The following is a 15,195-nucleotide window of genomic DNA, read 5'->3' as shown; positions in this document are numbered from 1 at the left end:
ATCAGATCTCTTCAGTTTTCTTGGAAACGACTTCGCCGTCAATGGTTATCCCTTTTTCTTCGACGACGTTTTTTTCGTCTTCTCCGCCTTTAACGGCAGCGCGAAAATTTCTAATGGTTTCGCCCAAATCAGTGCCCAGATTGCGCAGGCGTTTGGTGCCAAAGACAATAATGACAATGGCCAGTACAATTAATAGTTGAGTGACACTTATACCCATTTACAACTCCAAATGCCGACTCAAGATCGGCCTTACTCAATTTGTTGATTACGCCGGGCTTTTTCTTCCAGTCCGGACAAGCCGAAACGCCGCTGCAATTCCTGCAACACATCGTCCGGTCCCAGTCCTTGATCGGCTAATAACACCATGCAATGAAACCAAAGGTCGGCGGTTTCATAAACAATCTGCTTTTTATCGCCGCCTTTAGCCGCAATGACTGTTTCCGTGGCTTCTTCGCCGATTTTCTTCAGTATAGTGTCCAGGCCTTTCGCATAAAGACTGGCCACATAAGACTTATCGGCCGACTCCTGCTTACGCTGCTCCAGAATCTGCGCCAGTTGAGTTAATACGTCGTTCATTGCTTTCCATAGATGGCATCAGGATCTTTCAACACCGGCTCGACAGGCTGCCATTGCCCATCAACCAGACTACGGTAAAAACAGCTTTCGCGGCCGGTATGACAAGCGATACCACCTTCCTGTTCAATTTTAAGGAGGATAACGTCCTCATCGCAGTCCAGAAACATGCCAACGACTTTCTGCCTGTGTCCTGATTCTTCGCCCTTGCGCCATAGTTTATTGCGCGACCTTGACCAGTAAACGGCATAGCCTTCCTGGGCCGTCAAAGCTAACGATTCGCGATTCATCCAGGCAAACATCAGTATTTTTCCGGTATCCGCCTGCTGCGCAACCACCGGCACCAGACCATCTGCGGTCCAGCGAATCTCATCAAGCCAGGAAGAACTCATGTCAGACGCACCTCGATGCCGCGCGATGCCATATGTTTTTTTGCCTGTTGAATACTGTATTCGGCAAAGTGAAAGATACTGGCTGCCAATACTGCGTCGGCTTTGCCTTCAATCACGCCTTCGGCCAAGTGGTCGAGATTGCCGACGCCGCCAGAGGCAATCACCGGCACGGCCACTGCTTCGCTAATAGCGCGCGTTAACGGCAAATCAAAGCCTTCCCGGGTGCCGTCCCGGTCCATGCTGGTCAACAAAATCTCACCCGCGCCATAGGCTACCATTTTCTTAGCCCATTCTACGGCGTTGATGCCCGTGGCTTTACGGCCGCCGTGCGTAAAAATTTCCCAGCGGTTTTCTTCGCCTGGCAGACTGACTTTCTTGGCATCAATGGCGACCACGATGCACTGAGAGCCGAAACGCTCTGCGGCATCACGCACGAATTCGGGATTGAAAACCGCCGCGCTGTTGATACCCACTTTATCGGCACCGGCATTGAGCATGCGCCGAATATCGTCCAGCGTTCTGATACCGCCACCTACGGTCAGCGGGATGAAGACTTCGCTGGCGACCTGCTCGACCACATGTACGATAGTGTCGCGATCATGATGGGTCGCGGTAATATCCAGAAACGTGATTTCGTCGGCACCTTCACGGTCGTAGCGTCTGGCAATTTCAACCGGATCGCCGGCATCGCGGATATCGACAAATTTTACGCCTTTAACGACGCGGCCATTATCAACATCGAGACAGGGAATAATACGTTTAGCTAAGCTCATGATTTTCTTTAGAATGATTCGGCCAGTTTTTCCGCTTCGGCAAAATCCAGCGTACCTTCATAAATAGCCCTGCCGGTAATTGCACCGATAATGCCGTCATCGGCCACAGCACCCAAGGCTCTGATATCGTCCATGTTAGTAATGCCGCCGGAAGCGATGACCGGAATACGGATCGCTCGCGCCAGCTTCGCAGTAGCTTCGACATTGACGCCGGACATCATGCCGTCTCTGGAGATATCGGTATAAATGATCGCTTCGACGCCGTCTTCCTCAAAGTGTTGGGCCAGATCGATCACGTCATGACGCGACAGCTTGGACCAGCCGTCCACGGCGACCTTGCCGTCTTTGGCATCCAGTCCGACAATGATATGGCCTGGAAATTCCAGCGCAACATCTCTGACAAAGTGCGGCTCGCTGACGGCCTTGGTGCCGATAATGACGTATTGAACGCCGGCATCGAGATAGCCTTGAATGGTGTCTTCATCACGAATGCCCCCGCCAATCTGCACGGGCACGTCGGGATACGCATTGACAATGGCATGAATCACAGCCGCATTTTTAGGTTTCCCTGCAAAAGCGCCATCTAAATCGACCAGATGGATTCTTTTGGCGCCGGCCGCTACCCATTTGCCCGCGACGGCGACAGGATCGTCCGAAAACACCGTGTCATCCTCCATACGCCCCTGCCGCAAACGGACGCATTTCCCTTCTTTCAAATCAATTGCTGGTATTAGCAACATACACGTAAAACCTCAATGGTAAATTTAAACTTGTCCATTCCAATGCAAAAAGTTTTTCAGCAGTTGCAAACCGGCTGCCTGACTTTTTTCGGGGTGAAATTGTACGGCAAAAACGTTATCCCTTGCCAAGGCGCAAGCAAATGGGTCGGGGTAATTTGCAGTCGCTGCAGTGACGGAAGCCTCATCGGGGCGTGCGTAATAACTGTGCACAAAATAGAATCGGCTGTCCTGCACAATACCGTCCCATAGCGGATGGGGCGCAAAATGAACCTGATTCCAGCCCATATGAGGAATTTTCAGGCGATTGCCGCTGCTGTCTTGCAATGGCTCACGAAAATGCACGACATGGCCCGGAAAAATATTCAAGCATGGGGTATTGCCGTTTTCCTCGCTATCAGTCAGTAAAGCCTGCATGCCTAGACAAATGCCCAGCAGCGGCTTAGTTGCAGCGACGCTTTTTATCACATCGGACAAACCCGACTGGTTCAGCGCCTGCATACAATCGCGTATGGCGCCGACGCCGGGAAAAACCACCCGGTCAGCGCGCAAAATTGCGTCGGCGTCGGATACTATTCGCACATCCACTTGCGGCGCAGCATGCTGCAGGGCTTTTGCAATCGAATGCAGATTGCCCATTCCATAATCAATAACGGCAACAGAAGACATATAACTCAAGAGTAAAAATTGAAAGCGGATTTGAAACTAAAGACTGCCTTTGGTAGAAGGCATCATGCCTGCCATTCTCGAATCGGCAGCGATGGCCATGCGTATTGCGCGCCCCATGGCTTTGAAGATCGTTTCGGCAATGTGATGAGAATTAGCGCCCTTCAAATTATCAATATGAAGCGTGACGCCGGCATGGTTGACGAAGCCCTGGAAAAACTCGCGGAACAAATCCACATCAAAACTGCCGATCATGGCTTTCGGGAATTTCACCTCGTAAAACAGGCCCGGGCGGCCCGAGAAATCAACCACCACCCTGGACAACGCTTCATCCAGAGGCACATAGGCATGGCCGTAGCGATAAATGCCTTTTTTATCGCCGATGGCTGCAGCAAAAGCCTGACCCAAGGTAATGCCGATGTCTTCCACCGTATGATGATCATCAATTTCCAAGTCGCCTTTGGCATCGATTTCGATGTCGATCAATCCATGTCTGGCGACCTGATCCAGCATATGCTCAAGAAAAGGCACGCCTGTTAGAAACGAGGCTTTTCCTGATCCATCCAGGTTGATTTTGATATTAATTTGAGTTTCAAGCGTATTGCGCTCTACTTCGGCAGTGCGTTGATTCATGATTTCAAGAGCTGAATTAGTGTCTATCGCCATTTTACTATGAATTAACAGATTTCGCAGTGATTGTTAAATCATTGCCGCTTGAATCAGATATACTTTTTTAGTCAAAATACAAACGAAGCCGACCTTAAAAACGGCAATTCTATGCGTAATCTTTAACCTACATGAATTTCCGCCTTAGCCGGCTTTTTTTCTTGGAACTTTTTGAGAGAATATACACATCGCCAAAACAGGATAAGGATTTCAAGGAATTTTCAATAGGATGTTGCCATGGATGGAAATGCCAACCAAGCTGGCGATTTTAGACCCCGGGGTACGTCAGTGCCCCGGGGTTTTTTATTGGATTCAACTCTCTGCCGAACTGCAATTTTGATACAGGCGGACAATACCCGCCCACCTGCACCGCTTATATACGCTGCTTAGCCTTTTGCAGCCCGCTTACGCTCATTCTCAGTCAAATGCTTCTTGCGCAGACGGATTGATTTTGGCGTTACTTCTACCAGCTCATCCTCATCAATAAACTCCAGCGCCTGCTCTAAAGTCATTTTTTGAATCGGTGTTAAAATCAGGTTTTCATCCGTACCGGCGGCGCGAATATTCGTCAGCTGCTTAGCCTTGGTCGGGTTAACAACCAGATCATTAGCGCGCGAATGGATGCCCACCAGCATGCCTTCATACACTTCATCGGCATGGACCAGGAACAGCTCGCCGCGCTCCTGCAAAGCGAACAACCCATAAGCCAATGCCTTGCCCTGTGTCATGGAAACCATCACACCGCGCTTGCGCGTGCCCAGTTCGCCTTTTTTCACTGGACCGTAGTGGTCAAACACGTGGTACAACAAACCTGAACCTGAGGTAGCCGTCATAAACTCGGTTTGGAAACCGATCAGCCCGCGCGACGGTATCATGTATTCCAAACGAATACGGCCTTTACCGTCCGGCACCATGTTCAGCAAGTCGCCTTTACGCTCACCCATTTTTTCCATGATGGAACCCTGATGGATTTCCTCCACCTCAATCGTCACCATTTCAAAAGGTTCGCACAGTTCGCCGTCGATTTCTTTCATAATCACTTCAGGCCGGGAAACACCCAGCTCGAAGCCTTCGCGGCGCATATTTTCAATCAGGACCGATAAATGCAATTCGCCGCGCCCGGATACCTTAAACTTATCAGGATCAGTGGTATCTTCAACTCTCAGCGCCACGTTATGCTGCAATTCTTTTTCCAGGCGATCGCGGATCTGCCTTGAAGTGACGAATTTGCCTTCCTTACCGGCAAAAGGCGAGTTGTTGACCTGAAAAGTCATGGTCACAGTCGGCTCATCGACCGTCAACGGCGGCAATGCTTCTACCGCCTCCGGATGGCAGATCGTGTCGGATATTTCCAGCTTTTCGATGCCGGTAAAGGCAATAATGTCGCCGGCGCGCGCCTCAGATACTTCGACCCGCTCTAATCCGTGAAAACCGAAAACCTGCAGCATGCGGCCTTTACGCTCCACGCCTTCGCGATTAAGGATAGTAACAGGCATATTTGGCTTGATCGTGCCGCGCTGGATACGGCCGATGCCGATGACGCCGACGTAGGTGTTGTAATCGAGCGTCGTGACCTGCATTTGGAAAGGCCCGTCCAGATCAACGGCCGGCGGACTGACTTTTTCAACAATCGTCTCGAACAACGGCGTCATATCGCCGCCTGAAACCGATACATCAAGGCCGGCATAGCCGTTCAATGCCGAAGCATAAACAATCGGAAAATCCAGTTGCTCATCCGTTGCGCCCAAGCGGTCAAACAAATCAAATGTCTGGTCAACCACCCAATCCGGACGCGCGCCCGGGCGGTCAATCTTGTTGATGACCACAATCGGCTTTAGACCTAAGGCAAAAGCCTTTTGAGTAACGAATCGCGTCTGCGGCATCGGTCCGTCGACAGCATCAACCAGCAATAATACCGAATCAACCATGGACAAGACGCGCTCGACTTCGCCGCCAAAATCGGCGTGGCCCGGCGTATCAACGATGTTGATGTGATAATCGTTCCAGTCCAGCGCTGTGTTCTTGGCCAAAATCGTGATGCCACGCTCTTTTTCAAGATCATTAGAGTCCATAATCCGCTCTGAAACCTTGGCATGCGCGGCGAAAGTTCCTGATTGTTGTAACAGTTTGTCAACCAGCGTCGTTTTACCGTGGTCTACGTGGGCAATAATGGCAATGTTTCTTAATTTCTGGATCACTTTTAAATATACTCTAATGTTTAAATGAACAGGCGCGCGGAATCGAGCACGCTCCGGTTAAAAAATCGGGCAGGGAAAAGATGGCGGAGCGCCATCATAACGGCAGTTTAAGAGGATGTCGGACACGCCCGGCTAGCCCAACCTAGACAAGGAAAGGAGATTAACTTTGCTCCCAAGGCAGCCCATGGAAGCGCCAACCGCCCAGGTTACCGCGATGCTTGTCCTCATCCAAAGCACCCTCGAAACCGTCGACAATATTGATTAGATGCTGATAACCCGCCTCTTCCAGCGCTTTGGCCGCATCCAGCGAGCGCTGGCCGCTGCGGCAAAGCAGTAAAACCGGCGCCTGTCTGTCAGGCACAGCCTTTTCGACCTCGGCAACGAATTGTGGATTAACTTGCCAATCAGGCGCCTCTTTCCAGGGAATATGCACGGCACCTGGCGGATGACCAACAAATGTATGTTCCATTTTGGTTCTTACATCCACTAATACTGCATGAGCATTCTTTTGCAAGAAATCCCAGCATTGTCTGGGATCTAAATTTTCTATCATCGTTTAACTAAATCTCTATGTATTTCTGGCCGATAAACTGAGCCTCGCCCCTTAATCCCAGATTTTTATTGCCAATTCGACCATTGTCTCTGTAAAAAATTACACGCAACGGTGAAAATAAGTCCAGCAGCTCGTTTTCTTCCAACAGATAATCAGGATTATTGGGGCCGTGCCGGCCAGCTTTTTCTCGCGTATACGTCTGATAAAAAAGCAATCCGGCCGGGTTAAGTGCATCTATTATCGCATCACTCAAAGCGCGGTCAAGAAATCGGCTCACGACGATAACATCAAATTTCAGATCTGCCAAGCTGTAATGATCGATTTTTTGCTGGCGGGCTTCGATATTTAGCCCCTGCTGAGCGGCGTATGCTGTTAGTTTTTCAATCGCAACAGAAGAAATATCCAATGCCGACACGGTCAACCCTTGTTGCGCTAAGAAAACAGCATTGGCGCCCAATCCGCAAGCTAAATCCAGAGCAGTTCCGGCTTCAGGCAGCAAAAATTCATTGTCGGTCAGGACCTGAGCCGGCACATAGGATTCATGCTCCGACTGACTATAAATACGATTCCATTTACTGACTAACGTATCCATTATTCCGTTCCAGGCATACTGACTCTGTGCTCCAGCCACTCCTGCAGGAAATCCATAAAACTTCTGACCTTGGCCGACAAATATTTTCTATGGGGATAGACCGCATGGATATCCAACGGCGGCAATACGTAATTCTCCAGCACCAGTTTAAGCTTACCTTTTTCTAAATCACTCCCTACGATATAAGTGGGCAGCATAACCAAACCCAGTCCATTAATGGCAGCGATACGAATCGGATGCGCGGCATTGGCTTGCATTCGCCCGGACACATGTATGGTCTTATAGCCGCCTTCATCCTTAAATTCCCATTTATCTCTTGGCGGGATTGCCCAGTTGACCAGACAGCTGTGATGCGCCAAATCTTCCGGCGTCTGCGGGATGCCGTACTGTTCCAAGTATTCGGGCGAACCGCAAACCACTAAGGACGAACTGGCCAGCTTCCGGGCCACCATGCTGGTATCCTCCAAGTCGCCAAGATGGACAGCAAGATCAATCCCTTCGTCGATTAAATCACCCGGACTGCCTTGCAAAATCATGTCGACGTTTAATTCCGGATGTATTTTAAGAAACTCAGCCAAGGCGCGGGAAATATGTGTTGCGCCAATCACTGGCGGCGCACTGATTTTTAAGACACCTCGCGGCTCAGTCTGTAGATGCGTTACAGCCGCTTCCATCTCTTCAACATCACCGAGCACCTGCTGGCATCGTTCCAGATATTGAGCCCCCACCTCAGTCAGGCTCAAACTGCGCGTAGTCCGGTTGAATAAGCGCGTGCCCAGATTACTCTCCAGCTGCATGATGTGTTTGGTTGCCATCGCCCGAGAAATTCCCAGATCACGCGCACCGCCAGCGAAACTTCCTGCCTTTGCCACGCGAACAAAGACATTCATGCTGGTTAATTTATCCACTGCATCTCCTCTTCATCTTAAAAAATAGCCAATTTCAGGTTCTGTTTTTACTATTGAAATACGCTGTCACTTTTCCTGAATATTAATGGTTGACAATAATTCAAAAAATAAGATGTCATAATTGTTTCTTATTATAAAACAATAAATTTATTATTTGTCATATTGTATCCAATAAATATCCTCTGTATAGTGCGCATCAACTGACAGATAGATAAATCGGTCATGCTCAAGCTCACTATTTTGGCTTTCAATAAAAAGCCTGAGCTGTAAAGCTGCCGACCCCGGTCATCCTTCTTATCTTTTTGTAATTGCTGCAACTTGCAGAAATATTGCAATAAGAGTCAAACTGAACAGTTAAGCTCGGCAGGATTAACTACACACTCCTAGTGTTATACCTACAAGCAGATCCTCCTCATAACACTCTGCTTGATTTTTTGCCTCCCTTCGTTAACGCGAAGGGAGGTTTTTTTTGCCTATGGATTAGCCGGCATCAAATCATGCAGCACAATATCTTCCCTGGCTTGATAATCCGGAGCCTCGGCTTGGTATTCGGGCACAAGGCTTCGCAAAACCCTTAAAATCTCAGTTTCATTATCCTGCTGACAGGCCTGAACCAGCTTTTCAATATGCGTTGTCCACAAGGTTTCGTCATATAGCCGCGCATTAGCCAATAATAGTTTTTCATAACCCGTTGATCTGAGCCGCTCGTGCTCATGAAATAATTCCTCGTGCAATTTCTCACCGGGTCTTAAACCGACATATTTAATTGCTATATCCTCTCCGACCCGCTTGCCGCTCAAGCGAATCATTTGCTCGGCCAGATAGGCAATCTTTATAGGCTCGCCCATATCCAGGACAAAAACCTCGCCGCCTTTGCCGGCGACTTCAGCCTGCATAATCAACTGGCAGGCTTCCGGAATCGTCATGAAATAACGCGTAATATCAGGATGAGTGACCGTGACCGGCCCGCCGGCTTTGATTTGCGCCCTGAACAAGGGCACGACACTGCCGGCGGAATCCAGTACGTTGCCGAAGCGCACAGTCATGAAGCGCGTGCCGCCGCGGCTGTTCAGATTCTGGCAGAGTATCTCAGCCGCCCTTTTGGTCGCGCCCATGACATTGGTCGGATTCACGGCCTTGTCGGTGGAGATCAGAACAAAGCGCTCGATACCGGCCGCGATCGCCTCTTCGGCAACCGTCTTGGTGCCGATGACGTTATTATGCACAGCCTCTCGCACCTGATTTTCCAGCAGCGGCACATGCTTATAAGCGGCGGCATGGAAAATAACATCGGGCTTTAATTTCTGAATAATGCGGCGCACCGCCAACCTGTCGGTAACATCCCCTAAAACAGCTTTAAGCCTTATTTCAGGGTGGGACGCCCTTAAGTCAGCGTCTATTTTGTACAAATTAAATTCCGACTGATCGAAAACAATAAGTCTGGCCGGATTGACTCTGGCCAGCTGCTTGCAAAGTTCCGAGCCGATCGATCCGCCGCCGCCGGTCACCATGATGCTTTTACCGCAAAGATTGTCGGCAATCAACTGCCAATCCAGATGAATCGGATCGCGGCCTAAAATATCCTCAATCGAAACATCGCGCAGGCTGTCACGCGAAATCCTGCCTGACAACAAATCCTTAACCGACGGCAAGGTTTGAAAAGGCAGCTCGCACAGTTCGCATGTCTCGATAATGCGCCGCATTTGACTGTCTGTTGCGGAAGGAATGGCGATCAGTACCGTCTCAATATCCAGTTTCTTGACAAATAACGGCAATTGTTCGATATCGCCGACAACCCGGATGCCCCTAATTTCCCTTTTCCACTTATGACGGTCATCATCGACAAAGGCGACCGGTACATAGCCGGAATTGGTTTCACCCAATAAATCCCTGACCAGCATTTCTCCTGCCGCGCCGGCGCCGACAATCAAGGCCCTCTTGCCTGAGCGCTCCATCAGGATATTCTCTTTCCAGAATCGATAGCAGAAGCGGGGCACGCTCAACAGCAGCAACAATAAAAACAAATACAGCGGCAGTACGGCGCGCGGCACGCCTTCGACGCGATTGTACAAAAAGAAACTCAAGGCAATCAGGCCTATGCCAATCATGACTGCTTTCGTGATCCGGATTAAATCCGGCATGGAGGCAAAACGCCAAACGCCACGATACAAGCCTAGAAACCAGAAGACAACGCCCTGGATGGCAATAATGTAAGGCAAATCCTGCTTGATATCCTGCCAGTACCTATCGGGAATGACATCCAGGTTAAAACGCAGCCAGTACGCGCCAAACCAGGCCAAGGCCACCATGGCCAGATCATGGATGAAAATAGTCGTGCGGGAGCGGAATTTAAATTTCACGAATTGGAATAGGCCTGTCATGAAGAAAAGAAACATCATGCAAACGTTGCAGTATACCCAAATAACGTTGGTTCATGCGTTGCCTGCTTCAAACTTAACAGTAACATAAATCAGCGGCAAATAGGCCATTATTAGTCCTGGCAATGCATAGGCCGGATATCTGAACACGACTGACGCAACCGGCAACAGCCAGCATAAATTAATGCCCCATACAGCCAGAATCACTTTCAAATGGCCGTAGCGTTTTGCAGCATGCTGATAGGCATGAGAGCAATGCGCCTCATACCATTTCTGCCCACTGATATAACGGCGCACCAGGGTAACGGTGGCATCCGTTATAAACACCGCGAACAGAATCAGCCCGACATAAACATAGATGGGCTCCTGGTGTCCGGCCATTAAAGTCAACAACCCCAATACAAACCCCAGAAAACCGCTGCCGACATCGCCCATGAAAATTTTCGCCCGCGGCCAGTTCCACAACAAGAAACCCAGAGAAGCGAAACACAACGAAAGGGCAATAAGCGCAAGCTCATTATCGATAAAGCCCAGAAAGCCGGCCAGAGCCCCTGATATAAATACGGCTTCAGAAGCGGCGATCCCGTCAATGCCATCCATAAAATTGAACAGATTAAGCAGCCAGACCAGATAAGCCATGCCCAACGCATAACCGATAACACCCAGTTCGATGCGCCAGTCGCCCATGACTAATAGCGGAAATCCCTGTACCAAACCAAGCGCGATTACCGCCGTGGCCAGATGGACCAGGAAGCGCCAGCGGGCCGGTATGTGCCGGTGATCGTCCCAGAAGCCGATGCCGGCCACCAACAGAGCCGCCGTTAAAGCCAGAAAACCAGCCAGATCAAGACTGCCGTCAAGAAACAACATCAAGGAAGCCGCGGTAAAGGCCACAACGATGCCTAAACCGCCGCCTCTGGGAGTAGGCATCTGGTGAGAACTGCGCTGGTTCGGAATATCCAGAAGATTCTTCAACGCATAAGCTTTAATGAAATAAACGCTCAGCCACGACAGCGATAATACGCCAATTGACAGTAAGATAGTAAGCATGCAGTGTTTTATTGCTTTTGCGCCATGAACCAGGCTACCGTTTTTCTGACTTCTTCATCCACTGAATACGGCGGCATCCATTGCAATTTATTACAGGTTTGCTGAATATCAACTTGCAACGAATCGCAGAGCCGATCTATCTCAGGCTTTTTACCGACTATCTTGCCTAATCCGTATAACCAGCCTAGCGGCAGCGAGAACAATCGCGCCGACTGCCGCATATGAGCCGCCATCATTCTGATCAGATCAAGCGTAGACAGATCATGACCATCGGAGACCAGGAAGACCTGGCCATCAGCGCCGGGATGATCAATACAAGTCTTTATCAAATCACACAGATTATCGACGCTGACCATGCTGCGCTTGTTGCTGACTTTGCCCAGTGGTAAAGGACATCCTGAATTGACCAGTTTCAATAAACGCAAAAAATTGCCTTTAACGCCAGGCCCATAGGCCAAAGGCGGGCGGATAATAACGATTTCCAAACCGGTCTCCTCACTGACTTTTCTTAACACCTGCTCGGCTTCCCATTTGGACAAGCCGTAGGAGTCCCGAGGAATCGCATTATCATCGGCAGAAAAGGCCCTGTCAGTCTGATCGCCGTTTACTTTAATCGAACTCAAATAAATGAAGCGCCTGACGCCATGCGCCGCAGCCTGCCGGGCAAGGTTTTCGGTGCCCGCCACATTGACTTCGCGAAAAGCCCTTAGTGAATCAAGCACCGTTTCCTTCATGACATGCACGCGCGCGGCCAGATGCACTACGACATCAACGCCCTGCAGAGCATCCTGCCATGATGTTCCGGCATTGATATCGCCGACCGCAATGGCGGCCGACTGGCCGGAGATGGATGCGGATGAGCGAACTGCGCCTTTCGCGTCAAAGCCGGCGGCAATAAGCTCCGCCAACAGGATCTTGCCTATGAAGCCATTGGCGCCTGTAACTAACACTTTGTTCATGACAATAATTCTTTATATAAAGACAGTGTTTCAGAAATCACTTGTTGCTCGGAAAAGTCGCGCTCGACAATTTTTCGGCCTTGTTTTCCCATTCTTTTTCTGATCTCCGGATTTTGGATTAATCGCGCAAGCGCCTCTGCCAGCGCTTCTATGTCGCGGGCCGGCACCAGCAATCCGTTAATGCCGTGTTTTACTATTTCGCGGCACCCGGGCATATCAGTCGCCACAATCGCTCTTTCGCAGGAAGCGGCTTCGATCAAAATGCGCGGCACACCTTCACCGTAAAAAGTCGGCAGCACCACAATATTGGCTTGCGCAAGCAGATTGGGCATATTTTTTTCCGTGCCCAACCATTGTATTGCCCCTTCCCGGTTCCAGGCTTTCAAAGTCTGCTCATCAATAGCATTGACCGTTGAATTATCAATAATGCCGGCGACCTGTATCACAAAATTCAAGCCCTGACTGCGCAAGCGTCTTGCCGCCTCAACCAAATCGCCCAGCCCTTTATCCCATAATAGCCGGGCTGCGAACAAAATAACGGGCGCGTCGGTTTCACGTTCAGCGACCGGCTCATAAATATCCGGATCCACTCCGGCCCCGAGAATGGTTACGGCTTCGTGACTGTCGCATAGCCCGGTATTGATGAAATAGGCCCTGTCCTCACTGTTTTCAAATACTATCCTGCGATTGACGTCTTTTCTTTTTGACACTTTATAAAGCAGCCTGATAATAGGCTTTATCAATTTGGTCGATAAGGATTTGCCTGAAAAAATAATGCCGGTTCCGGTAATGCTTAACAGATAAGGAACTTTTAATAGATAAAAAATCAAGCCGACATAAATATTGGGCTTGATGGTAATGGCATGAATGACGTCAGGGGAAATGGATTTAAGTAGCCGGTAAAGCTCGATCAGCCCTTGTAAATTAAAAAAAGGATTCAATGACTTACGGTCGATATTCCATTGATGGCAAGTAAATCCGTATTGGCTGAAGCTGTCAATCAACCGAGGGTCCGTCATGCCCATCACTAGATGCACCTCAGCCCCGGCGTTTAAAGTCGCAAGCGCGCGCTGGAGCCAGTGCAGCTCAAAATACCAGTCTACGTTAATAACGTAGACGAAGACGGGGGCTTTCTTAAGACTATGCAAGACAGATCTCAGTTATAGGCGCATGCCTGATAAAACCGCAGGTTTTCAGCATTCATGCGTACTGCAGCGCTCGCGGATAAAAACAATAACATGATCAACCCCCATCATCAGCAATAAACTGATAGAGAAAAAATCCCTCGGGCGCCGACTGCAAATCGATTCATTTAAAAATAGCATTTTAATTCTTGCCATTAGAGTTGCCGTTATCAGAAACATGGGTTATTAACTTATTTTAGCTGTATCATTCAATAAGCCGCCAGAAGCCTTCAACAAGTTTAACACCTGTCTTTTTTGCACTTTATGCCGGATTATTTCCGGCTAAAAACGTTTTTACTGGCCTTTCCAGCGCTCCAAGCTGCTAATAAAATTCCATACAGCGGCTGTCAAAAAGACCTCTGTCGAAAAATAACTCCGTACTGCATACTGAATAATAAAATTCAGCCGTCACAGTCAGGCATCAGAATATTATCAAGGATAGGCAGTCGTTTAATCAACAAATTACAGGCTTTTTGAATGACAGCAATCAAAACCCTGACGCTATATTTTTTGCCAAAGAATGGCCAGGCAGAGCTGGCTGGTCAGGAAACCAGGCCGGTACCAGGATTTTCACCTGACCATAACGATGCCACAGATGTCAGTACACGCTGTTTAAGATCAATTGCAATTTTAGAATGAGGTTGTCAGATTTTTTTTGCATGTATAAGGGCATTTCAATCGCGTAACGTATTCTCTTCAATAATCCGGCCTGCCGATAAGCTAGAAACGCCGAAATCAAATGCGAGTCTTCAGTGCTTAAGTCGCTTTTATAGCGTTCAAGAAATTCCCTGGCCTGGGCAATTCTGGAATTTTTCTTCCGATACAAAAAAAACCGTTTAATTCTACCCAGCCACAAAGCGAAGCCGTTTTTTGCGCCGACCACATTGCCGCCATGCTGCCTGTACAGCATAGAGGGTTCCCGGTCATAAATAACTTGCCCGAAGCAGACGGCCACCAGATAGACCCACCAGTCATGCATGATCAAATTTTTTGTATTGACCTGGTGTATTTTTAGGGCGGTCAATAGGCTCCCGTTCATAACTACAGTGCAGCCAGTCGTGATATTTTGCACAATAGCGTTTTTGAAGCTTATCTCTTTTTCAGGCGGCAAAGATTGCCAAAGAAAATCTCCATTTTCATCAACGGCCTTATAACAGGAACAGTACATGACCGGTTTTGATGCGCCCTTTAGCCGGTCAACTGCCCGTATAAGCTTGTCCGGCAGCCAGATGTCGTCCTGGTCGGCGAAAGCGACAAACTCGGCATCCGGCGGAATTTTCCTGAGCAAGGCAAAAAAACTGTTGATGACGCCGATGTTGTCACCATACTCAACTTCGATATGAGCATGGCTTTGGGCAAAGGATGCCAATATGGCCCTGGTTCCATCGCTTGATCCGTCATCGCGTATATAGAGTTTGATTGATACTGACTGTTGCGCAAGAATGGATTCAAGCTGTTCGGATAGAAATCGCTCGCCATTATAGGTCGAGAGAATAACATAGACTTCGTTCATAGTCGTATTCACGGTTTTTTTCCTGTTCGAGTCGTGATAAGGCATGGCTATCA

The 15,195-nt window shown here is 49.0% G+C and carries 16 protein-coding genes; all 16 read right to left on the bottom strand.

Translation table 11 applies throughout. The annotated features are described in order from the left end of the window. Position 1 precedes the first annotated feature (1 nt). The 16 genes from ACTNE6_RS01060 to ACTNE6_RS00985 all read right to left on the bottom strand — a co-directional run bounded on the left by ACTNE6_RS01060 (position 2) and on the right by ACTNE6_RS00985 (position 15,154). Positions 2-217, bottom strand: a complete 216-nt coding sequence (locus ACTNE6_RS01060) for a Sec-independent protein translocase subunit TatA (RefSeq protein WP_194969622.1) — start codon at positions 215-217, stop codon at positions 2-4. 32 nt (positions 218-249) lie between these two features. Then, the gene (locus tag ACTNE6_RS01055; protein WP_194969621.1) at positions 250-576 is read right to left on the bottom strand and encodes a phosphoribosyl-ATP diphosphatase; all 327 of its coding nucleotides are present in this window, start codon (positions 574-576) and stop codon (positions 250-252) included. Beyond that, complete coding sequence (gene hisI, locus ACTNE6_RS01050; protein ID WP_442498314.1) at positions 573-965, bottom strand: phosphoribosyl-AMP cyclohydrolase; 393 nt, start codon at positions 963-965, stop codon at positions 573-575. The genes ACTNE6_RS01055 and hisI overlap by 4 nt, the downstream gene beginning before the upstream one ends. Next, complete coding sequence (gene hisF, locus ACTNE6_RS01045) at positions 962-1,738, bottom strand: imidazole glycerol phosphate synthase subunit HisF (RefSeq protein WP_194969619.1); 777 nt, start codon at positions 1,736-1,738, stop codon at positions 962-964. The genes hisI and hisF overlap by 4 nt, the downstream gene beginning before the upstream one ends. 8 nt (positions 1,739-1,746) lie before the next feature. Continuing rightward, complete coding sequence (gene hisA / locus ACTNE6_RS01040) at positions 1,747-2,478, bottom strand: 1-(5-phosphoribosyl)-5-[(5-phosphoribosylamino)methylideneamino]imidazole-4-carboxamide isomerase (protein WP_194969618.1); 732 nt, start codon at positions 2,476-2,478, stop codon at positions 1,747-1,749. 24 nt (positions 2,479-2,502) lie between these two features. Beyond that, positions 2,503-3,144 carry an imidazole glycerol phosphate synthase subunit HisH gene (hisH, locus tag ACTNE6_RS01035; RefSeq protein ID WP_442498313.1) on the bottom strand — a complete coding sequence of 214 codons (642 nt, stop codon included), beginning with the start codon at positions 3,142-3,144 and terminating at the stop codon, positions 2,503-2,505. Positions 3,145-3,180: 36 nt separating this feature from the next. After that, positions 3,181-3,774: an imidazoleglycerol-phosphate dehydratase HisB gene (gene hisB / locus ACTNE6_RS01030; RefSeq protein ID WP_194969616.1), complete on the bottom strand. Its 594-nt coding sequence runs from the start codon at positions 3,772-3,774 to the stop codon at positions 3,181-3,183. Positions 3,775-4,193: 419 nt separating this feature from the next. Beyond that, entirely contained in the window at positions 4,194-6,005 is a 1,812-nt protein-coding gene (typA, locus tag ACTNE6_RS01025) for a translational GTPase TypA (RefSeq protein ID WP_434483327.1), read from the bottom strand. Positions 6,006-6,165: 160 nt separating this feature from the next. Next, a complete protein-coding gene (locus ACTNE6_RS01020) occupies positions 6,166-6,558 on the bottom strand; it encodes a rhodanese-like domain-containing protein (RefSeq protein WP_442498312.1) in 393 nt (130 codons plus the stop codon). A gap of 7 nt (positions 6,559-6,565) precedes the next feature. Continuing rightward, positions 6,566-7,057: a class I SAM-dependent methyltransferase gene (locus tag ACTNE6_RS01015; protein WP_442498311.1), complete on the bottom strand. Its 492-nt coding sequence runs from the start codon at positions 7,055-7,057 to the stop codon at positions 6,566-6,568. Between the two features lie 92 nt (positions 7,058-7,149). After that, a complete protein-coding gene (locus ACTNE6_RS01010) occupies positions 7,150-8,058 on the bottom strand; it encodes a LysR family transcriptional regulator (protein WP_194969612.1) in 909 nt (302 codons plus the stop codon). 473 nt (positions 8,059-8,531) lie between these two features. Then, positions 8,532-10,418 (bottom strand): polysaccharide biosynthesis protein, encoded by a 1,887-nt coding sequence (locus tag ACTNE6_RS01005; protein ID WP_442498310.1) that lies wholly within the window; start codon positions 10,416-10,418, stop codon positions 8,532-8,534. A 72-nt stretch (positions 10,419-10,490) separates the two neighbouring features. After that, on the bottom strand, positions 10,491-11,486 hold the full coding sequence (locus tag ACTNE6_RS01000; RefSeq protein WP_442498309.1) for an MraY family glycosyltransferase: 996 nt from the start codon (positions 11,484-11,486) through the stop codon (positions 10,491-10,493). 8 nt (positions 11,487-11,494) lie between these two features. Next, positions 11,495-12,445 carry a UDP-glucose 4-epimerase family protein gene (locus ACTNE6_RS00995; protein WP_442498308.1) on the bottom strand — a complete coding sequence of 317 codons (951 nt, stop codon included), beginning with the start codon at positions 12,443-12,445 and terminating at the stop codon, positions 11,495-11,497. After that, positions 12,442-13,593: a glycosyltransferase family 4 protein gene (locus ACTNE6_RS00990; RefSeq protein WP_194969608.1), complete on the bottom strand. Its 1,152-nt coding sequence runs from the start codon at positions 13,591-13,593 to the stop codon at positions 12,442-12,444. Before ACTNE6_RS00990 ends, ACTNE6_RS00995 begins: the two co-directional genes overlap by 4 nt. Positions 13,594-14,227: 634 nt before the next feature. Further along, positions 14,228-15,154: a glycosyltransferase family 2 protein gene (locus ACTNE6_RS00985; protein WP_442498307.1), complete on the bottom strand. Its 927-nt coding sequence runs from the start codon at positions 15,152-15,154 to the stop codon at positions 14,228-14,230. Between the last annotated feature and the right edge of the window lie 41 nt (positions 15,155-15,195).

The organism is Methylobacter sp. sgz302048 (genome assembly GCF_052162025.1).
Taxonomy (GTDB): Bacteria; Pseudomonadota; Gammaproteobacteria; order Methylococcales; family Methylomonadaceae; genus Methylobacter.
The sequence above is the reverse complement of the archived record's forward strand: the minus strand, read 5'-3'. Positions and strand labels throughout refer to the sequence as shown.